The sequence below is a fragment of the Niallia sp. WK069_GA_01 genome (assembly GCF_983173855.1).
Map to the genome: position 1 here is coordinate 3,085,269 of NZ_OZ470138.1, position 19,677 is coordinate 3,104,945.

The following is a 19,677-nucleotide window of genomic DNA, read 5'->3' on the forward strand; positions in this document are numbered from 1 at the left end:
TTTCACCTTCTTAAAAACTTTCTAATAAAGATTTAACAACTAAATACCAACCATCTACTAACACAAACAGCAATATTTTAAACGGGAGAGAAATCATAACGGGAGGAAGCATCATCATTCCCATCGACATTAAGATGCTTGCCACAACCATGTCAATTACTAAAAAAGGTATAAAAATCATAAACCCAATTTGAAATGCTGTTTTTAATTCACTAATAGCAAACGCAGGAATCATTGTTGTTAAAGGTATATCTTGAATAGACTTTGGTGTTTCAGCATTAGAATATTGCAAAAATAGTGCCAAATCCTTTTGCCTTGTATGTTTACTCATAAATTCCTTAAAAGGAATGGCGGCATTATCATATGCCTGCTCTAAATTTATTTCTTCCTTAAACAATGGCGTCAATGCCTTATCATTCACTTCCTGAAAGGTTGGTGCCATAATAAAAAAGGTTAAAAATAATGATAAGCCGATAATTACTTGGTTTGGTGGCATTTGTTGGGTGGCAAGCGCCGTTCTGACAAAGGAAAGAACAATAACAATTCTAGTAAAACAAGTCATTAATATTAATATACTTGGTGCTAAAGAAAGGACGGTCAACAATAATAACAGCTGTACCGAAGTAGAAACATTTTCAGGAGCACTGTTATTAAAAAACTGTAAAAAATCATTCATTTTTTTCTTGCCCTTTCTTTTCCATTTCTTTTAACATCTCTTTTCGTCCTTTTGATATTTCATGTAGTTGCTTTTTTAACTGCACGGCAAATGACTCCTGTTTATTTACTTTTACAGGCTGTTTTTTTACAGCACGCATTACCTTTGTCACAATATCGCTTGGCTGCACAAGTTGATCCATTTTACGATTATACGATTCTACTATTTCCGTATATTCCGCTTCATTATCAATTTCTTTGATTAATTGAATACTTTCTCCCACCCCAACGATTAATAATCTTTTTCCGATTTTAACTAGTTGGATAGACCTGTTTGCTCCTAATGTTGTGCCGCCTAGATTCTCCATTAATTGAGAGCTTTTATACACATGATTTCGTTTATTAATAGTTTTAAGAACAATATATAAAAGAGCAATAACAAAAATAGTAGCAAAAATCATTTTGATGAAATCAAAAAATGTGACACCAACACTTGGTGCAGCTGTATTTGTCTCCGTTTTTTTATTATTTTGCACGGAGTTATTGTCTGTATTATTGTTTGAATCCTCAAACATGTCATGAACACTATTATCAAGCTGTTCTGCATAGACTTGATTCCCCAAGCCCAGCAGAACAATGATGAGTAGTGAACTTGTAAATAAAACCTTTAATTTATCCACTAATGGCACCCTCTATTTTTAAGTTAACCTAATGTTTTACTAATTGCCTCTAATACTCTGTCTGCTTGAAATGGTTTTACGATAAAGTCTTTTGCGCCAGCTTGAATAGCATCAATAACCATCGCTTGCTGTCCCATCGCAGAACACATAATAACTTTAGCATTTGGATTAATCTTTTTAATTTCTTTTAATGCCGTTATGCCGTCCATTTCAGGCATGGTAATATCCATTGTCACTAAATCTGGTTGGCTTTCCTTATATTTTTCGATTGCCTGTGCACCATCTGCAGCTTCTCCAACTATTTCATAGCCATTTTTTGATAGTATATCTTTTATCATCATTCTCATAAATGCTGCATCATCTACTATTAAAATCTTTTGTCCCATAAATCTCTACCCCCAGTAAATATTATCTTAATTTATTTAAACGATCGCCTTGACTAACAATATCGGTTACTCTCACACCAAAATTTTCATCAATAACGACTACTTCCCCTTGAGCAATAAGTCGATTATTAACCAAAATATCGACCGGCTCACCTGCTAGTTTATCAAGTTCAATGATTGACCCTGATGAGAGCTCTAAAATTTCTTTTACGGAGCGTTTTGTTCGTCCAAGCTCCACTGTTACTTGCAGTGGAATATCCATCAGCATATCTAAATTTTTCGTTTCTGGTTCTTTTGGAGTGAATTGCTCAAAGCTAGAAAATACAGCTGGTTGCACATCAGGTTGACTGCTAGAAGAGGAACCTGCTCCAAAATGCTGCGTTTGATGGTTGTTTTGTTGTGCCGCCTGTTGATTCTTTTTCTCGTTGTTATCATAATACTTTCTTTCTACATTATGAGAATCCATTATTGGATCTTGTTTTGGTTCTTTTGTCTCATAATCAGAATTATAATCTACTTTTGGAGTATTGGAAATGTCTTCTGTACTATTATTGTTATTCATTAAACCATCTACTAAACTTTTTGCAAAAGGCAATTGCAGTAGTTGCATAATTTCAGAATCAATTAATGTTCCAATCTTTAATTGAAATGCTACTTTAACAAAAATATCATCTTGTGGTATTTTGTCTGTTCCTTCTCCTTGTGTCAAATCAAGCAAATCAATAGACGGTGGTGAAATATCTACTCTTTTGCTAAATATAGTTGACATGGAAGTAGCAGCAGAACCCATCATTTGATTCATCGCTTCCTGCACAGCACTAAGTTGAATTTCATCCATCGTTTCTGACGGATTTTCCCCATCTCCACCTAGCATCAAATCTGCAATAATACACGCATCTGACTGTTTAATAACTAATAAATTCATTCCAGAAAAACCTTCTGTATAATTCACACGTATCGCTACATATGGATGCGGAAATTCTTCAAGAAGCCTATTTCGTAAAACGACGCCAACATTGGGAGTTGTAATATCCACTTTCTGATTTAACAGCGTAGAAAGGGCTGTTGCAGAACTTCCAAATGAAATATTGCCAATTTCACCTAACGCGTCTTGTTCTATAGAAGATAAATAATCTTCAACTGCTAAATTTTCCGGTGGCTCTGGCTGATCATCGCCTCTTAACAATGCATCAATCTCATCTTGTGAAAGCATATCTTTACTTACCATTCTTCATTCCCCCTCTCTAAAGTCCCTAATATTTGAACAGCAACTTTTTTGTTTATTTTCCCAGGCTGACCGACAAATTTAGGGATATCACCAACTTTTATTAGCAAGGGCTGATCAATTGATTGATTCATTTCAATAACATCACCAATATCAAGCATTAAAAAATCTTGAATAGAAATATCTGATGTACCTAGTTCTGCAACTAATGGTACGACAGATTGTTTTATATTTTTTTCTAATCTTTGTGTTATTTTTGGCTCTGCTTCCTTTTTTTCTGTCTGCATCCAATAATGGCCAGACAGCTTTGGAATAATTGGCTCTAATACGATATGTGGAATACAGATATTAATCATGCCGCTTGTATCGCCAATCGTAGTATTTAATGAAATAACCACAACCGTTTCGTTTGGTGACACCATTTGTAGAAATTGTGGATTCACTTCAAACTCTGATAATACAGGTTCAATTTCCACTATTTCTTCCAACGCTTCACGCAAGTAGTCGAAAGCATTTTCAAAGGTATTTGACATAATTTTCGATTCTATCTCTGTCAAATTTTCGACTTTATTGATACTTGTTCCCCTGCCTCCCATCATGCGATCCATCATTGCGTATGCAATAACCGGATTGACTTCCATTAATACCCTTCCTTCTAATGGAGATACTTCAAAAACATTTAATATCGTCATTTTCGGGATAGAGCGTATAAATTCTTCATACGGTATTTGATCAGCAGATGTCACTTCTATTTGCACATAGGTTCTTAATTGTGCTGAAAAAAAAGTAGTCAACAATCGAGCAAAATTATCATGAATACGAGTTAAACTTCGTATTTGATCTTTTGAAAAACGCAGGGCTCGTTTAAAATCATAAACCTTGACCTTTTTTTCTGTTTGTTCTTTCTTTAACTCATCTGCATCCATTTCTCCAGAAGATAATGCAGATAACAGAGCATCTATTTCATTTTGGGACAAAACATCTCCTGACAAAACAACTCACCTCCGTCACATCGTTATCCCATTCTTTACGGACAGCAAGTCTCTACAACCCTTGCCACTAACGCTATTTTTTTGATAACAGGAAAACAACCCTATAAATCATTTAAAACAATAACATAAACAATATCCGCGACATGCGGTAGTGTTTATATTATTCACGTTCTATGAAACTCCATTTCTATTCTTTTATTGGAGTAGAGAATTGGTAATATATACTTGAACGATCTCTCCGTTTTGCATCAATTCATTTATTTTATCTTTTAAATCATTCTCAAGATCTAGTTGACCTTTTTTCCCCTTCAAGTCTTGCTCCGTTTTTTCAGAAAGTTCTTGAATGATAATATTTTGCACCTGAAAATCCCTTTTTTCTAATTCCTCTTTTGCTTTTTTACTATCTGTTTGGATTTTAAAGGATATTCTAATAAAACTATCGCTTGCTAAATTGGTTGTGATTTCAGGAATATCCACAGATGACTCAATCACCTCATCGATGCTTGGTTCCTTCTCCTTTTGATCTCCAGCAAATTTTGATAAATAAATAAACCCACCTGTACCAATGATTGCTATTGCAAGAATCAAAATGAGCATAATCATCACGACTTTATTATTCTTCATTACAGTTCTCTCCTATGTTCGGTAATCCGAAAAGGCTAACAGATTGATAATAATTTTTTACTGAATCTAGTATTTGTTGTTCACTTTCCTTAACAACATATTTTTTTCCATTTGTTAACGTAATAGTTGTATCAGGAAACGATTCAATTGTTTCAATAAACAGGGCATTAAGTTTGAAACTTTTCCCATTTAATCGGGTTACATTTATCACTGTTATGTTTTCAGAGACTAAGGACTTCCAATTCCTTAATCTCTGATCCTCCTTTTACTATCGTTTCAAGTTCACTAGTTCTTGCAAAATTTCATCTGATGTTGTAATAATTTTTGTATTAGACTGGAACCCTCTTTGGGCAACAATCATATCGGTAAATTCTTCTGATAATTCTACATTTGACATTTCTAAGAAACCGCTGTTGATGGAGCCAGTTCCATCTTGGCCTGAAGTTACCAGACCTCCATTTACAGCAGGGTTTCCAGAAAGTGCTCCAGAGTTATTAGAGGCTTGGAACATATTCGATCCAACTTTTGTTAGACCTTCTGGATTCGCCATTTTAGCAAGAAGAATTTGACCAGCTCCTTGTGTTTGACCATCAGCATCTATATAAGTAATACTTCCATCTGCAGAAATACTAAAGCTTTGGGCTGTGCTTGGAATTTCAGTTCCACCAACTACATTTGGACCAGCTTGGGTCACAGAGCCATCAGCATTTTCGCTAATACCATTTTGAACTTGCAATAGCATTCCATTGGTGCTAACAATATTTCTATCTGCATCTAAATAGAAATTCCCAGCTCTTGTATAATTTTGAGTGGTATCTCCAGGTGCTTGCAACACAAAATAACCATCACCGGACACCGCTAAATCGAGTGTTCTGCCCGTTGTCTGCATGCTTCCTTGTGTATGCAATGTGTCAATAGATGCCATTTGTGCACCCAAACCAATTTGCTTGGCATTGATACCGCCTGTTGTTGCACCTGGCGCTGTTGCACCTGCTGATGTTTGACTGATTAAATCGCTGAATGTTGTTCTGCCCTTTTTAAAACCGTAAGTATTGACATTAGAAATATTATTTCCAATCACATCAAGTTTTGTTTGAAAATTTTTCATACCACTTATTCCAGAATATAATGAACGTAACATTTTTTTATCTCCTCTCAAATTGGCTGCTTCTATCATTCCGCAGCATTGGCCTCCATTTAGGTCCAGCCAGGGGGTATTTTAATTCATAACAATTGTACCATTGATATTAGTGAATATTTGCTGTGATGCTTCCTCACGATCCATTGCCGTTATGACTGTATTGTTTTTGGCACTTACAATTAGTGCAGCATTATTTAACAAGACAAGCGATTCTTTTACACCCATTTGTTTTGCCTGCTCTACTTTCACTTCTATCTGCTTCCATTTCGTTTCATCGATAACAATCCCTCTTTGCTGTAAACGTTGATTCGCATGTTTACTGATGTTGAGGGTATCAGTCGAGTTGATCGATTGCTGTAAATGGGTTGAGAAGGAAGTTGCATTATTGCTTTTTGTTTTAATTGCATTTATCCCTTTGCGAATTACAGCTTGTGATTTTAATGAAGGATAAATTGTTTTATCCATTCAATCACTTCCTATTCAATTTTAATAATTTGTTTAGAAGTAATTTGGCTATTAGAATCATCCTTTAAAGTAAAATGAATGACACCATCTTTTATGGAAACAGACTTTACTTCTGTGTTTTGTTCCTCTTTATTACCATCTAAATAAGTAATGAGTTTTCCAATCATTTGACTAGCTTCCACCAGGCTATTATCACTTTGATTCATGCTAGAAATATTTGCAGGTGAAAGTGTTGATCCATCTTCTAATGTGAATTCAGCTGAATTGTCTTTATATGCTACTGATACAACCTTTCCTGTTCCGGATGTAGTTGTTTCATTGCCTGATTCATCTGTTTCTGTTTTATGCCAATTCACTTCTTTTCCGACAAATTGACTATACGAGATAAGATTGGACTGTGTTTGCAAGGAAGTAAAATTATTCATCGTCGTATTCATATTTGTCATTTGCTCTAAAGATGAGAATGTTGCCATCTGTGCAATGAAATCCTTATCTTCCATTGGATTTGATGGGTCTTGATGTTGTAATTGCGTAATTAATATTTTCAAAAAATCGTCTTTTCCTAAAGCTGAGCTACCAGTTGTTTTCGTGTTTCCCTGATAATTCGATAAATATAAGGATGAATCAATCGTATTAGCCACTTCTTCACTTCCTCCTTATAATTCCATGTTCAGAAGTTCTTCTAGAAAAGATTTCTTCTGTTTGTTTTGTTCTTGGTTTGCTGATTGTTCTTGTCTTTGTTGTTGCTGTTGCTGCTGGTGTGATTGTTGGTCTTTATTCGCTTTCTCCTGTTGCCCAGGTGGTGAAAAAGCTATTTCCATTTTATCGACAACCATATTCTGCGAACTTAAGCCATGCTTAAGACTAGAAAGATGAGAGTCTAACATTTCTTTTGCCTCAGCTGTGGCTGTCAAGATTTTCGCTGTTACTATACCTTCATTTTGGTACACTTCAATTCTGATTGATCCTAAATGTTCAGGTGCTAATCTTAAGGTAAACTTTTGACTATCCCCATTCGTTATATAAGAAGCATTGGATAAAATCTTGTTTAACTGTGCTTCCAGCTGATTAGAAGAAATAGGACTTCCATTAGTGCTTAGCACAAGTAAGGGTTGTTGTTTTATTGGAAAAGGTGTTTGTAATTGCCCAACAGATATTAATGGTTTCTTTTCTGATTCACTTTTTTCCACAACAAAATCCTGTTGAAGTACAGGGGAATCCGTAGTTACTTCTTTTTTCTTTAACGACTCTACCAATAATGGATTTAACAGCTTTTGATACATAACAGTAGGTTTTTCTGTTGTTTTATTTGTTGTTTCTAGGTTCTCAACAATTCTAGAAACTAATGATTTTAAACTCAATGAAGAATCAGAAGCATCTTTTTCATTTTTAAAAGCTGCATTATTTTTTCTATTTTGATTAGCTCCATTGTTTATTTGGTCATCAGCAGAAAATGGAGTCGACGGAAAATAATTTGTAAACACTGCTTTACTAGAGTCTACATTCCTTGTTTGTTGTGCAATCGTTTCATTAACAACAGTGGGTGGAATTTGTTGATGCTCTACCTCATTTATTGTTGGACTTTCCCATGCATTTTCTCCCATTTTAGGAACCAAAATTTCTTCTGCAGCAAATCCTTCTATATAGTCCATTAACTTGCTTACTGTTACTGAGTCTAAACTTTTTCTAGGTTGATACTCTGGATGTTCTGTTTGCTTTTTGTTAGCTTCTGGATTATTAGAAGGTTGTTTAGAATTTTGAACAATCCAATCGACTAATTCATTAACTGTTGCTACCTTTAGTGAATTTTTTAGCGAATCGTCTAGTTTTTCTATCTTTTTATTGCTTCTTTCTGTTTCTATTTCTGTTAATTGCTGTTTTGAATTTTTATCTATACCATTTTGGATAATCCAATCCATTAGCTCCATTACTGTTACAGAGTCTAATGAAATTTCCAACTCTTTTCCCTGGTCTTTTTTATGTAGGCTATTAAACTCAGCATTTTCTGGTTTATCTTTCTGTACTTCATTCGTTTCTGTAGAGCCTAACTCTTCTTTCACTATCATTATAATAGAAGAAAGTACATCTTGAATGTCCTTTTGAACAGTAACCTTCTCGCTTTTGTTTATTTTTACGTCTACTTCATCACTTTTCTTATTAAACCACGCCAAATTTTGTTCATTTTGGTCATTAACTAGTTTATTGTCCTTCTGCACAATTAACGTAGAAGTAGTTATTTCATTTTTCTTCTCACTAGCAGCGCCAAGTTCTTTCACAAGTTGAACATTTTCCAATAGTTCAGATATGTTGCTTTGCTTTCGTAATACATCAGCATTTCCCTGTAATGCTTTAGGTGTTTCAATAAATGGTTGTTGTTCCTCACCATTCAGTTTATTTTCTTCCAGTATGTTCACCTTTTCATCATCCAATGTTGAAGAATAATTATCTGGAATAGCTACATGTTTTTCTTTTATAACAGCTGCATTTATCTTTTTATTTACAAACTGTGAAATATCGCTAGTAAACATCCCTTTTTTCTTTTCATTGCTGCTCGTATTGGACACTTTTTCTTGTTCTGCCATACTAGTAAGATTAATTAAACTTACAACTAAATCTGTTAATGCTTTCACTGCATCTGTAATTTCTTCTGCCTTGCTTGAGTCCATGGTTTCTTTTCCAGCTATTTGCAATACTTTAACTGTGTTCACCAAATCAGGGAAGTCTGTATCAGCAAACATATTCTCATTTATTTGTTCAAAATTAAATGTGCTTAAAAATTGATATAGCCTTTGCTCTACGTTTGTATAAACCTTCTCTGAAATCTGATCTGAAGTCATAGCCTCTGGCTCGCCATCTAGTTTCGTTAACAAATAATTGACTATATCCTCTTCCTCTGGAACAGTCTTATCTTCCATTTGATCCGAAGACAAACTAGCTAGCGCGTTCTCCTCACTTGTCAAAGCATGCAACAATGATTGTAAACTTGCCTGCTGGTTTTCATCTACCCCTAAACCATCGTTATTTTCTAATTGCTCTGGACCTTTTACAGTTGCTAATGCATCAAAAAACAGATGAAACTTTTTCGATTGAACAGCAGTTTGTGCTGAAACCATTGGAGAACTATTTTGTAAGATCGGCTTACTGTTAACACTTATCTGCATTCTATCTTCACCTCCTTCCAATTAAACGAAGTGGTATACATCAATTAGTTGGAAGCACCACTATTTGATGAATCACTATTTGCTTCTAAATCACTAGAAGTGCTTGTTTTTGATAGTTGTTCTGTATATTTAGAAGCAATTTCAGGTTCCATTTTCTCTAATATTGGCGCAAGTGTTGCCGGTTTTAGAGCCGCTAATATTTTTAACCCTTCTTGATCATTCATTTTTTCAATAATGGCTGCTGAACTTTTTGCCGACATTGTTTCATACGTTTTGACTATATCATTAAATTTCTTTTCTGTTTCTTCTTGCTCTTTTTGCAATGTCTCAAGCTCTTTTTGTAATTTTTCTTTTTCTACTTGAACAGTTTTAGATTCCTTTTCGCTCGTTTCTAATTCTGATTGAAGCTTGGAGATTTCTTCTTTTTGTTCAGATAGCTTGGTTTCCAAGTCAAGAATTGTTTGAGTGCTATCTTGCTGTTTTTCTCTATCAGTAGTTTCCTCTGTACGTAAGAAAGGAATATGATTTGCTAATTCTTTTCCTTTTTCCATCACATCTGTACCTGAATATATCATCAATAACACTAAAACAACCATCGCAAATACTGTTGGGATGACAAATACTAATACTATACGCTGAAAAAAATTAAAAGGTTTCTTTTTTTCTTCTACTAAATTCTCCACTTTAGCCACCTAGCTTTCCTGGCTGCATATACTGTTGAAGGGAAATATCGTCCATTTGTTTCGCTTCTAACATTTTTTCAGATTGAATAAATTTTACAATGTCCTTCTCTTTTATTTTAGTAAACTTCTTAACTTCTATATTTTTCTCTACTAGCTTTTCTTGATAGAAATTCATAGAGTTTCTAGCATTCATCACCATTTTTTGACTATGTTCAATCATTTTAACTAAATTAATAACAAACTGCTGATGATGCCTTATTTCCTGAACAGATAGCCCGTTTTTAAGTTTTTTTGCTTGGTATTCTTCTAGGTCTTCTTTTTTCTTTAATAGCTCGTAAAGCTTTTCTGCTGCATCTTCAAATCTTTTAACTGCTTGATTATAAGTAGTGCCAGCCTCGTCTTTTTCTCTTTCTTTAATGGTTAAAATTTTTTCAAATTTAAACGTATAACTCATAACATTAATCCCCTGCTCCTACTAATGATATTAACGCATGAAAACTTTGCTCCATCGAAACTTTTTCATCTGTAGCTTGCTTAATATAAGCTAAAATATTGGGATATAGTTTAATGGCTGTGTCAATTTCTTTAGAAGATCCCTTTTTGTATGCCCCTATATTGATTAAGTCTTCCGAGTTTATGTATGTACTTAATAAATCTCGTAATCTTTCACTGGATTTAATATGTTCTTTTGGAACAATATGATTCATTACTCTGCTTATACTTTTCAGCACGTTAACAGCAGGATACTGGCCCTTGTTGGCTAATTCTCTATCCATAACAAAATGTCCATCTAAAATCCCTCGAACTGCATCTGCAATCGGTTCATTCATGTCATCTCCATCAACTAGAACTGTGTAAAATGCCGTGATACTGCCATGTTCATTTGTACCAGTTCGTTCCAGCAGCTTAGGAAGTATCGCAAATACTGAAGGTGTATACCCTTTTGTTGTTGGTGGTTCCCCAACGGCTAGCCCTACCTCCCGCTGTGCCATTGCAACACGTGTAACTGAATCCATCATCAACATGACATTTAAACCCTTATCGCGAAAATATTCTGCTATGGCGGTAGCTGTGTAAGCACCTTTTATTCTCATTAAAGCAGGTTGATCAGATGTAGCTACAACCACTATCGATCTTCTCAATCCCTCTGGTCCAAGATCCCGTTCAATAAACTCTCTAACTTCTCTTCCTCGTTCTCCTATTAAAGCAATAACATTGAGATCAGCCTTTGTGTTTCTAGCAATCATGCCGAGCAATGTACTTTTCCCCACACCGCTTCCTGCAAAAATACCTAGACGCTGTCCTGTACCTACTGTCAGTAAACCATCAATTAAGCGCACACCGACTTCCATTTTATCAACAATCGGTGGCCTTTTTAACGGGTTCGGAGGTTCTTGCTCAATTGAAACTTGTTTTAATCCATTGGGAAGGGAGGAACCATCTAATGGATTTCCTAAAGAATCTACTACCTTGCCAATTAGTCCTGCACCAACCTTTATTTCTAATGGCTCAGACGTTCCTTCAACTAAACATCCTGGTGATATGTCATGAACCGTTGTATAAGGCATTAACATAATATTCTCTTCTTTAAATCCAACAACTTCAGCCTTAATGATTCGTTTTTTTTTTGTTCCAATGTGAATATTACACACATCGCCTATTGAGCTTTCAGGACCTTGTGATTCAATCATTAAACCAATCACTTTTTTGACTCTGCCATATCTTATAAAAGAATCCATTGCATCAATTTCCGAAAGAAGTTCTGCTGCCTTCATTTCTTATTCACTCTCCAATAAATCAAGCAGTTTTTGTTTTATTAGCATTAACTGTGTATCAATATTGGCATCAATTCTCCCATTTGCTGTCTCTATAACACAGCCATTTTCAGAAATAGTTTCATTTGGGAAAATAAATAACTTTGGTTGAATTGGAAATAGACTGAGCAGTTCTTCTTTTTCAGACATAACATATTCAAACTGATTCGGGTGCACATGCAATTGAATTTCTTTTTGTTCCAGTGCCTCATTGAGCACTTTTTTTACTACAGTTAAAAAGTAACGATTATCAGCGGAAATACTGCTGTTTATAATTTTTTCAGCTATTTTTATACTAAGCTGCAAAATTGTATTCTCTGCGGACTGCATATAAGATTGATAATCATTTTTTGAACATTCTATTACTTCTTGTGCTAATTGAATATGTTTTTTAAACTCCTCATATCCTGTATTTCTTCCCTCATGTACTCCATCGTTATACCCTACTGCTTTTGCTTCTTCTCTTAACTGTTCTTTTTCTGCTTCCCAGCCTTTTTTCTCCATAAGAAGCTCTGCTTTTTCTTTTTCTATTTGTTCATAGGTCTGTTGGCGAATCAGTGCTGCTTCTTCATTCGCCTTTTCGATTGTTTTTTGGTATTCAGGCTGTGATGCATAATCATTATTATCAAATGATTCAAGATTTTTTATTGAAATAACCTTCTCGTTGGATTGACGTTCATTTGCCCATGTTGATTTGATTAATCTAGACAATAATATCATCTCCTCCGCCGCGTGCTACGACTATTTCACCAGCATCCTCTAGTCGACGGATGATTGCTACAATTCTTGATTGTGCTTCTTCTACATCTTTTAGTCTAACTGGACCCATAAACTCCATTTCTTCTTTAAAGGATTCAACCATTCTTGTTGACATATTGCTATAAACAATTTCTTTGACCTCTTCACCAGAAACCTTTAATGAAAGCATAAGATCTTCGTTTTCACAATCTCGAATAATTCGTTGTATCGCCCTGTTGTCTAATGTAACAATATCTTCAAACACAAACATTCGCTTCTTGATTTCTTCTGCTAATTCTGGATCTTGTATCTCTAAACTATCTAATATCGTTCGTTCTGTTGCCCTGTCTACGCCATTTAATACCTCTACAACTGCTTCTATCCCACCAGTTTGTGTATGATCTTGTGTGACAGTACTGGATAATTTTCTTTCTAATACTTGTTCTACTTCATTGATAATTTCTGGTGATGTACTCTCCATAACAGCTATTCTCTTCGCAATATCTGCCTGCATCTCCTGTGGAAGATCTGACAATATTTGTCCTGCTTGTGTAGGATCTAAATAGGACAATATCAATGAAATTGTTTGTGGGTGCTCATTTTGTATAAAATTTAAAATTTGACTAGGATCAGCTTTTCTTGCAAAATCAAAAGGTCTAACTTGTAAAGAAGAAGTCAATCGATTTAATATTATCGAAGCTTGTTCTATACCAAGAGCTTTTTCCAACACTGTTTTTGCATAGCCGATTCCACCTTGCGAGATATAATCCTGTGCAAGGGCTATGTTGTGAAATTCTTCCAGCACTTCATCTTTCGAAGTAGTTTCCACCTTTTTCACTCCGGAGATTTCTAGTGATAGTTTTTCAATTTCTTCTTCACTTAAATGTTTATATACAGAAGCAGCTACATCTGGACCTAACGATATAAGAAGAATCGCTGCTTTTTGTTTTCCGGTTAATTCATTTGCATCTCTTCTAGCCATTTCTTGACTCTCCTTAATCTTCTGTTATCCATGTTCGAAGAAGTTTGGCAAAGTCTTCAGGTTTTTCTTTTGCCATTTTTTCCAGTTGCTTTCTTCTAACTGTTCCCTCTGAGTCTTTCTCTTCGTTTACATCAGGAACAGAAACTGGCTGAATAATCTCCTTTATTTCTTCGGATACTACCTTCTTTTTACGTGTTCTAATCATAAAGAAGATTAACAGGGCAATTATCGCTAATAATACGCCTCCTACCACATAAATCCACCAAGGAATCGTCGTTGGTGATGTTTTGCTGGCAACTGCTTTTCCGTTGAACTGCTGTACAGAAACAGCAATTTTATTTTTAAGATCATCGTCTGTTAATTGCCCGTTCGTAGAAGATTTATCAACAGTAGTTCGAACGATCGTTCCTAATAGATTGGATATATCGTCCATTCTTTCTTGCGGAAGCGATTGAGCATCATTTGCTACTGGCGGTTCTACCATTACTTGAATGCCAACATCTCTGATTTTATATGGGCTTTCTACGATTTGTTTTTTTATACGGTTCACTTCATTGTTTACCGTCTCTTCCACCTTTTCGTAATCACCATTTCCTGACCCATTTTCCGAGTTATATGTAGTTGTATCTGTATTTTCTTCCGCTTGTGCTACACCTTCAGCAGCATTTTCACCTGAATATGTTTCAGTGATTTTCTGAGCACTGACTTTGATGCCTTCCATATTTTCTTCATCTACAGGAGTTACTAAATTTTCTTCTCTATTTTCCTGTGTAAAATCAATATCTGCAGTAACGGAAACCATTACTTTATCTTGACCCATTAGTGTCCCTAACATATTCTGAACTTGCCTTTGAATATCTCTTTCCACTTGTTTTTTCACATTATTTTGTGCAGTAAAAGTATCCGTAGCAGAATTTATTGAAGAATTTAAATCAAAATACTCAAAGTTTTGGTTCGTAATGACGATATTATCTGTAGGAAGGTTAGGAACACTTTTGGAGATGAGTGTATATAACCCTTTTATTTGATTTTCAGAGAAGTCGTATCCTGATTTTGTATTTAATACAATCGAGGCAGATGCTTCTCCTTTGTTATCAGAAACAAAAACACCTTCCTTTGGCAAAGTAATAACAACATTTGCATCGTTAATACCGTCAACCCCCTTTATAAGGTTGGCTATCTCTGTCTGCATGGCATCCAATTTTAAAACATTAAATTCATTATCTGTCATACCAAAGCTTGCATTTTGACTGAAAAAGGAATAATCTATACTGCCAGATTTCGGTATACCTTCTGCAGCAAGTTCTACTTTTAATGTATCAACTGTTTCTTCTGGGACGCTGATTGTTGTTCCGCCTTCAGAAATTTTTGAAGTAATTCCCTTGCTATCTAAATTTTCTTTAATAGACCCAGTTTCAGAAGGTGATAGATTACTATATAACGGAACTAAATTTTCCTTTGAAAAGAAATAAGCGGATACCGATACAATTATCACAAGCAAAAAGATGCTACCAATTAGCATCGTCTTTTGCTTTTTAGAGCGATTTGCCCAATACTCCTTAAAAGGTCTTAAAAATTTTTGCATATTCTCTTTCATTTTTTTCCCCCGGTTACCGTTAATGAATGAAGCAATTGCCACTCCATTTATTAAACCGTCATTCTCATCATCTCTTGATATGCTTCTACTGCTTTATTTCTAATTTCTAATGTTGCTTGCATCGTAATATTTGCTTTTTGAGATGTAATCATTACTTGTGATAAGTCAACATTTTCACCATTAGCGAGTTTATTCGTTAAAACATCCGATTCATTTTGTGCGTTGTTGACCGAATTAAGGGAGTCCTTTAAAAAAGAAGCAAAACTTTTTTGTGCTTCTGACGTGCTTGTTTTAGCAGTATTTGTACTTGTCAACGGTAAAGCAGTAGATACCGCTGGAAAATTAATAGCCATTTAAGTTAACTCCTTTATTTACCAATTTCTAACGTTTTCATCATCATGCTTTTAGAAGAATTAAGAACTGTAACATTTGCTTCATAAGATCTTGAAGTACTCATTAAATCAACCATCTCTCGTAGTGGGTCAACGTTTGGCATTTCCACATAGCCATCTTCATTTGCATCTGCATTTTCAGGATCATATACCAACTCAAATGGTGTCTCATCTTCTATGATTTGTGAAACTTTCACACCATCTCCTGCGCTTTTATTTGCTGCCTGCAAATGTGATGCAAAGGATCCGTTCCCTTCTTGTGCTTGTAATACAACTGACTTTCTTCTATACGGCTGCCACTCACCGTTAACTAATTTTCCTCTTGTCGTTTCAGCATTTGCCATATTAGAGGATATAATATCCATCCTTAACCTTTGTGCTGTTAATGCTGAAGCGGTTGTGTTCATGCTATGAAACATTGACAACTTACTTACCTCCTCTTATTACATTCTCCAGCGAGTTAAATTTCCCGTTTATTCTTTCAATTAAAGCATTATAATAAATTTGATTAGTAGCTAAATCGGTCATTTCTTTATCCATATCCACGCTATTACCACTGTTATTATATGTAGCTCCCTTTTTAGCTGTAATCTTTGACTCTACATTTGATTGAGAAAAATCCATATGCTTTGGATTTGTTTTATGTACTTCTAATGCATTAGTTAAGGACTGTTTAAAAGTTACTTCCTTTGCTTTGTAATTCGGTGTATCCACGTTTGCGATATTTTGAGCAATCACCTTTTGTTTTGTATTGGAATAATTGATAGCATTTTCCAAGTTTGATATTGTATTTGAAAAAAGTTTCATGAGACAGCACCTCAAAAAAAGTATTTATCCATTGAATGTTTTTGTAGAATAATGCAATTAAATGACGAATATAGAACACGATGTCTTTAATTGTAATGAATTTGAAATAATATGTCTATGGATAGAAGGAGAATTTTAATAATTCAATAGTCCTATTTTAACTTCTAAATCTAAATATTATGGAAAAAAGCTGATTTTTTTCTCTTATTGAATAAAAAAAGAATATACTATCATCATAGTATGTTAGAACTATTTAAATAAAACGTCTTTATAAAAATATATGATATTTATTTTGTAATGTAAATGAAAAGAAATGGCAAAATGTCGAAATTTGCTGAAAAAAGCAATATTGTAGAAGGTTATAAAAAAAGAAAAAAACAGAGGAAAATGTTTATTTTCCTCTGTTTTTTTCTGAGCTATTGTTTTTGTTATCTTTTTAATTAGATTTAAGTTTCTCTAATTCTAAAAGGAATTTGCCATTTAACACTTTTATATACGTACCTTTCATGCCAAGTGAACGTGATTCGATAACACCAGCACTTTCTAATTTACGTAACGCATTTACAATAACTGATCTTGTAATGCCGACTCGATCAGCAATTTTAGAAGCAACTAATAAGCCTTCACTTCCGTTCAGTTCTTCAAAAATATGCTCAATCGCTTCTAATTCACTGTAAGACAATGAACTAATCGCCATTTGTACTACCGCTTTGCTTCGAGCTTCTACTTCAATTTCTTCCGCTCTTTCACGCAGAATCTCCATGCCTACAACAGTTGCACCGTATTCAGCCATGATTAAATCATCATCTTGAAATTGATCTTTAAGACGAGCTAAGATTAGTGTACCTAATCTTTCTCCTCCACCAATAATAGGCACAATAGTAGTTAGGCCTCTTTGGAATAAATCTTTATTTTCTACTGGAAAAGCTGTATATTCACTCTCAACATCTAAATTACTGGATGTTGCTTGAATATTGAATAAGCTATTTGTGTATTCTTCTGGAAATTGACGATCTTCCAGCATTTTTTTCATACGATCATTTTCAATTTGTTGATTTACAGCAAAGCCTAAAAGTTTTCCTCTTCTGCTGACAACAAATATATTTGCTTCAATTACTTCGCTTAATGTCTCGGCCATTTCTTTAAAGTTTACAGGCTTCCCAGCTGCTCTTTGTAGCATCGCATTAATTTTTCTTGTTTTTGACAATAAATCCATTCTTTTTTCCTCCTATTAACTCAAACCAAAACTATGAACTTTGTTTCTTTCATTAAGATACCGTGCAGATCTATTGCTAAATGAAGGATTCCTTATTACTTTCTACCTAATCATTATAGTATAAACTGACTTAAATCTTTATTTCTCGAAATAACTCCAAGTTTTTCTTCCACATACTGTGGAGTAATTGTAATTTTATCCATCGTTATTTCCGGTGCTTCAAATGATAAATCTTCCAGTAGTTTTTCTAAAATAGTATGCAATCTTCTTGCACCAATATTATCCGTATTTTGATTGACTTCATATGCCACTTCTGCAATCTTACGAATAGCATCGTCAGAAAATTCTATTTCTATACCTTCTGTTAATAAAAGAGCTTGATACTGCTTAATAAGTGCGTTATCTGGCTCCACTAAGATACGATAAAAATCATCTACCGTTAATTTAGTAAGTTCAACACGAATTGGAAAACGCCCTTGAAGCTCTGGTATTAAATCAGATGGCTTAGAAATATGAAAAGCTCCCGCTGCAATAAACAAAACATGGTCCGTTTTAACCGATCCATATTTAGTAACAACCGTTGACCCTTCTACAACAGGCAGGATATCTCTTTGTACGCCTTCTCTTGAGACATCTGCTGAAGAGCTTCCGTTGCTTTTACTAGCGATTTTATCAATTTCATCGATAAAAATTATCCCCATCTGCTCCGCTCGCTGCACGCTTTCTTGGGCAACTTCGTCCATATCAATCAGCTTTTGTGCTTCTTCATTTGTTAACACTGTACGTGCTTCACGAACGGTCAGCTTTCTTTTTTTCTTTTTCTTAGGCATAAAACTGCTTAGTGCATCTTGCATATTCATCCCCATTTGTTCCATTCCAGAACCTTGGAGCATATCAAACATAGACGGCTGCTGTTCTTCCATTTCAACCGTTATTTGTTCGTTTTCTAATTCGCCTAAAGCTAGCTTCTCTTTAATAATTTTTCTTTTTTCATACTTATTTGTTTCTTCTACTGAAGGCTCTTCTGTCTCTGCCTCTGAGTTTCCACCGCCAAAAAGCATTTCAAGCGGATTTTTGTAGTTAGATTGTTTTTTCGTAGAGGACGGAACTAATAAATCAACAATTCGATTATTCGCTGCAACTTCCGCTCTTTCTTTCACTTGAAGCATTTTCTCTTCTTTTATTAAGCGAACCGAAGTTTCAACAAGGTCTCTAACCATTGATTCAACGTCTCTTCCTACATACCCTACTTCTGTGAACTTAGTCGCTTCTACTTTAACAAAAGGGGCACTGACAATTTTGGCAATACGTCTAGCAATTTCGGTTTTACCAACACCTGTCGGACCCATCATCAGAATATTTTTTGGACTAATTTCATCTCTCAGCTTTTCGTCTAATAAACTGCGGCGAAAACGATTTCTTAATGCTACTGCCACTGCTTTTTTTGCATCTTTTTGTCCAACAATATATTGATCGAGACTTTCCACGATTTGACGAGGTGTTAAGCTTGCTTTATTTTGCATCAAGGTAAATCCTCCTCCTTACAATTCTTCCACAATAATATTATTGTTTGTATATACGCATATATCTCCAGCAATTTCTAATGCAGCTTTTGCTATTTCATATGCAGAAAGTTGGTCGCCTGAGTATTTTTTTAATGCCCTTCCAGCAGATAAAGCATAGTTCCCACCTGAACCTATTGCAAGAATACCGTCATCCGGTTCAATTACTTCACCAGTCCCTGATACTAATAATAAATCTGATTCGTTCATTACAATTAGCATCGCTTCCAGTTTGCGTAAGAATTTATCATTTCGCCAAAGTTTTGCTAATTCGACGGAGGCTCTCTGTAAATTTCCATTGTACTCTTCCAGTTTTCCCTCAAAAAGTTCAAATAGTGTAAAGGCATCAGCAACTGATCCAGCAAACCCGGCAATGACCTTTCCGTTAAAAAGTTTTCGAACTTTTTTCGCAGTATGTTTCATTACAACTGCATTTCCAAAAGTTACTTGACCATCACCTGACATGGCACATTTCCCTTTATGCTGCACAGCAAATATTGTTGTTGCATGAAATTGTGGTAATTCAGCCATATATACTTCCTCCTTTAACAATCTGGA

23 protein-coding genes are annotated in these 19,677 nt (G+C 34.8%); all 23 read right to left on the reverse strand.

The annotated features are described in order from the left end of the window. Positions 1-10: 10 nt before the first annotated feature. The 23 genes from fliP to hslV all read right to left on the reverse strand — a co-directional run bounded on the left by fliP (position 11) and on the right by hslV (position 19,650). On the reverse strand, positions 11-676 hold the full coding sequence (gene fliP / locus AC5LWL_RS14705) for a flagellar type III secretion system pore protein FliP (RefSeq protein WP_493435002.1): 666 nt from the start codon (positions 674-676) through the stop codon (positions 11-13). After that, positions 669-1,334: a flagellar biosynthetic protein FliO gene (locus tag AC5LWL_RS14710; RefSeq protein ID WP_493435003.1), complete on the reverse strand. Its 666-nt coding sequence runs from the start codon at positions 1,332-1,334 to the stop codon at positions 669-671. Before AC5LWL_RS14710 ends, fliP begins: the two co-directional genes overlap by 8 nt. A 23-nt stretch (positions 1,335-1,357) precedes the next feature. Continuing rightward, entirely contained in the window at positions 1,358-1,720 is a 363-nt protein-coding gene (locus AC5LWL_RS14715; RefSeq protein WP_493435004.1) for a response regulator, read from the reverse strand. Positions 1,721-1,742: 22 nt separating this feature from the next. After that, positions 1,743-2,948: a flagellar motor switch phosphatase FliY gene (gene fliY, locus AC5LWL_RS14720; RefSeq protein WP_493435005.1), complete on the reverse strand. Its 1,206-nt coding sequence runs from the start codon at positions 2,946-2,948 to the stop codon at positions 1,743-1,745. Next, positions 2,942-3,937 carry a flagellar motor switch protein FliM gene (gene fliM / locus AC5LWL_RS14725; protein ID WP_493435006.1) on the reverse strand — a complete coding sequence of 332 codons (996 nt, stop codon included), beginning with the start codon at positions 3,935-3,937 and terminating at the stop codon, positions 2,942-2,944. Before fliM ends, fliY begins: the two co-directional genes overlap by 7 nt. Positions 3,938-4,132: 195 nt before the next feature. Continuing rightward, positions 4,133-4,561, reverse strand: a complete 429-nt coding sequence (fliL, locus tag AC5LWL_RS14730; RefSeq protein WP_493435007.1) for a flagellar basal body-associated protein FliL — start codon at positions 4,559-4,561, stop codon at positions 4,133-4,135. Then, a complete protein-coding gene (locus AC5LWL_RS14735; RefSeq protein ID WP_493435008.1) occupies positions 4,551-4,772 on the reverse strand; it encodes a flagellar FlbD family protein in 222 nt (73 codons plus the stop codon). The genes fliL and AC5LWL_RS14735 overlap by 11 nt, the downstream gene beginning before the upstream one ends. A gap of 57 nt (positions 4,773-4,829) precedes the next feature. Further along, complete coding sequence (gene flgG / locus AC5LWL_RS14740) at positions 4,830-5,702, reverse strand: flagellar basal body rod protein FlgG (RefSeq protein ID WP_493435009.1); 873 nt, start codon at positions 5,700-5,702, stop codon at positions 4,830-4,832. 78 nt (positions 5,703-5,780) lie between these two features. After that, positions 5,781-6,167, reverse strand: coding sequence for a TIGR02530 family flagellar biosynthesis protein (locus AC5LWL_RS14745; protein WP_493435010.1), 387 nt, complete (start codon positions 6,165-6,167; stop codon positions 5,781-5,783). An 11-nt stretch (positions 6,168-6,178) separates the two neighbouring features. Continuing rightward, positions 6,179-6,808 carry a flagellar hook assembly protein FlgD gene (flgD, locus tag AC5LWL_RS14750; protein WP_493435011.1) on the reverse strand — a complete coding sequence of 210 codons (630 nt, stop codon included), beginning with the start codon at positions 6,806-6,808 and terminating at the stop codon, positions 6,179-6,181. Between the two features lie 15 nt (positions 6,809-6,823). Further along, complete coding sequence (locus AC5LWL_RS14755) at positions 6,824-9,328, reverse strand: flagellar hook-length control protein FliK (RefSeq protein ID WP_493435012.1); 2,505 nt, start codon at positions 9,326-9,328, stop codon at positions 6,824-6,826. A 44-nt stretch (positions 9,329-9,372) separates the two neighbouring features. Then, positions 9,373-10,011, reverse strand: coding sequence for a MotE family protein (locus AC5LWL_RS14760; RefSeq protein ID WP_493435013.1), 639 nt, complete (start codon positions 10,009-10,011; stop codon positions 9,373-9,375). Between the two features lies 1 nt (position 10,012). After that, positions 10,013-10,465: a flagellar export protein FliJ gene (gene fliJ / locus AC5LWL_RS14765; RefSeq protein ID WP_493435014.1), complete on the reverse strand. Its 453-nt coding sequence runs from the start codon at positions 10,463-10,465 to the stop codon at positions 10,013-10,015. A gap of 4 nt (positions 10,466-10,469) precedes the next feature. Next, positions 10,470-11,786 (reverse strand): flagellar protein export ATPase FliI, encoded by a 1,317-nt coding sequence (fliI, locus tag AC5LWL_RS14770; RefSeq protein WP_493435015.1) that lies wholly within the window; start codon positions 11,784-11,786, stop codon positions 10,470-10,472. A 3-nt stretch (positions 11,787-11,789) separates the two neighbouring features. Beyond that, positions 11,790-12,536: a flagellar assembly protein FliH gene (fliH, locus tag AC5LWL_RS14775; RefSeq protein ID WP_493435016.1), complete on the reverse strand. Its 747-nt coding sequence runs from the start codon at positions 12,534-12,536 to the stop codon at positions 11,790-11,792. Next, positions 12,529-13,545, reverse strand: coding sequence for a flagellar motor switch protein FliG (gene fliG, locus AC5LWL_RS14780; RefSeq protein WP_493435017.1), 1,017 nt, complete (start codon positions 13,543-13,545; stop codon positions 12,529-12,531). The genes fliH and fliG overlap by 8 nt, the downstream gene beginning before the upstream one ends. A gap of 13 nt (positions 13,546-13,558) precedes the next feature. Next, positions 13,559-15,142, reverse strand: coding sequence for a flagellar basal-body MS-ring/collar protein FliF (fliF, locus tag AC5LWL_RS14785; protein ID WP_493435018.1), 1,584 nt, complete (start codon positions 15,140-15,142; stop codon positions 13,559-13,561). Between the two features lie 50 nt (positions 15,143-15,192). Then, positions 15,193-15,495: a flagellar hook-basal body complex protein FliE gene (gene fliE / locus AC5LWL_RS14790; protein WP_493435019.1), complete on the reverse strand. Its 303-nt coding sequence runs from the start codon at positions 15,493-15,495 to the stop codon at positions 15,193-15,195. 14 nt (positions 15,496-15,509) lie between these two features. Beyond that, entirely contained in the window at positions 15,510-15,959 is a 450-nt protein-coding gene (gene flgC, locus AC5LWL_RS14795) for a flagellar basal body rod protein FlgC (RefSeq protein ID WP_493435020.1), read from the reverse strand. 1 nt (position 15,960) lies between these two features. Then, positions 15,961-16,341, reverse strand: coding sequence for a flagellar basal body rod protein FlgB (gene flgB, locus AC5LWL_RS14800; RefSeq protein ID WP_493435021.1), 381 nt, complete (start codon positions 16,339-16,341; stop codon positions 15,961-15,963). Between the two features lie 436 nt (positions 16,342-16,777). Further along, positions 16,778-17,557, reverse strand: a complete 780-nt coding sequence (gene codY / locus AC5LWL_RS14805) for a GTP-sensing pleiotropic transcriptional regulator CodY (RefSeq protein WP_493435022.1) — start codon at positions 17,555-17,557, stop codon at positions 16,778-16,780. Positions 17,558-17,670: 113 nt separating this feature from the next. Next, positions 17,671-19,080, reverse strand: a complete 1,410-nt coding sequence (gene hslU / locus AC5LWL_RS14810) for an ATP-dependent protease ATPase subunit HslU (protein WP_493436619.1) — start codon at positions 19,078-19,080, stop codon at positions 17,671-17,673. An 18-nt stretch (positions 19,081-19,098) separates the two neighbouring features. Further along, positions 19,099-19,650, reverse strand: coding sequence for an ATP-dependent protease subunit HslV (hslV, locus tag AC5LWL_RS14815; protein WP_493435023.1), 552 nt, complete (start codon positions 19,648-19,650; stop codon positions 19,099-19,101). Positions 19,651-19,677: the final 27 nt, after the last annotated feature.

Bases quoted from the DNA above. Each gene is read 5' to 3' on its own strand.
- fliP (WP_493435002.1), bottom strand. From the start codon at position 676: ATGAATGATTTTTTACAGTTTTTTAATAACAGTGCTCCTGAAAATGTT.
- AC5LWL_RS14715 (WP_493435004.1), bottom strand. From the start codon at position 1,720: ATGGGACAAAAGATTTTAATAGTAGATGATGCAGCATTTATGAGAATG.
- fliY (WP_493435005.1), bottom strand. From the start codon at position 2,948: ATGGTAAGTAAAGATATGCTTTCACAAGATGAGATTGATGCATTGTTA.
- fliL (WP_493435007.1), bottom strand. From the start codon at position 4,561: ATGAAGAATAATAAAGTCGTGATGATTATGCTCATTTTGATTCTTGCA.
- flgG (WP_493435009.1), bottom strand. From the start codon at position 5,702: ATGTTACGTTCATTATATTCTGGAATAAGTGGTATGAAAAATTTTCAA.
- AC5LWL_RS14745 (WP_493435010.1), bottom strand. From the start codon at position 6,167: ATGGATAAAACAATTTATCCTTCATTAAAATCACAAGCTGTAATTCGC.
- AC5LWL_RS14755 (WP_493435012.1), bottom strand. From the start codon at position 9,328: ATGCAGATAAGTGTTAACAGTAAGCCGATCTTACAAAATAGTTCTCCA.
- fliJ (WP_493435014.1), bottom strand. From the start codon at position 10,465: ATGAGTTATACGTTTAAATTTGAAAAAATTTTAACCATTAAAGAAAGA.
- fliI (WP_493435015.1), bottom strand. From the start codon at position 11,786: ATGAAGGCAGCAGAACTTCTTTCGGAAATTGATGCAATGGATTCTTTT.
- fliG (WP_493435017.1), bottom strand. From the start codon at position 13,545: ATGGCTAGAAGAGATGCAAATGAATTAACCGGAAAACAAAAAGCAGCG.
- fliF (WP_493435018.1), bottom strand. From the start codon at position 15,142: ATGAAAGAGAATATGCAAAAATTTTTAAGACCTTTTAAGGAGTATTGG.
- fliE (WP_493435019.1), bottom strand. From the start codon at position 15,495: ATGGCTATTAATTTTCCAGCGGTATCTACTGCTTTACCGTTGACAAGT.
- flgB (WP_493435021.1), bottom strand. From the start codon at position 16,341: ATGAAACTTTTTTCAAATACAATATCAAACTTGGAAAATGCTATCAAT.
- codY (WP_493435022.1), bottom strand. From the start codon at position 17,557: ATGGATTTATTGTCAAAAACAAGAAAAATTAATGCGATGCTACAAAGA.
- hslU (WP_493436619.1), bottom strand. From the start codon at position 19,080: ATGCAAAATAAAGCAAGCTTAACACCTCGTCAAATCGTGGAAAGTCTC.
- hslV (WP_493435023.1), bottom strand. From the start codon at position 19,650: ATGGCTGAATTACCACAATTTCATGCAACAACAATATTTGCTGTGCAG.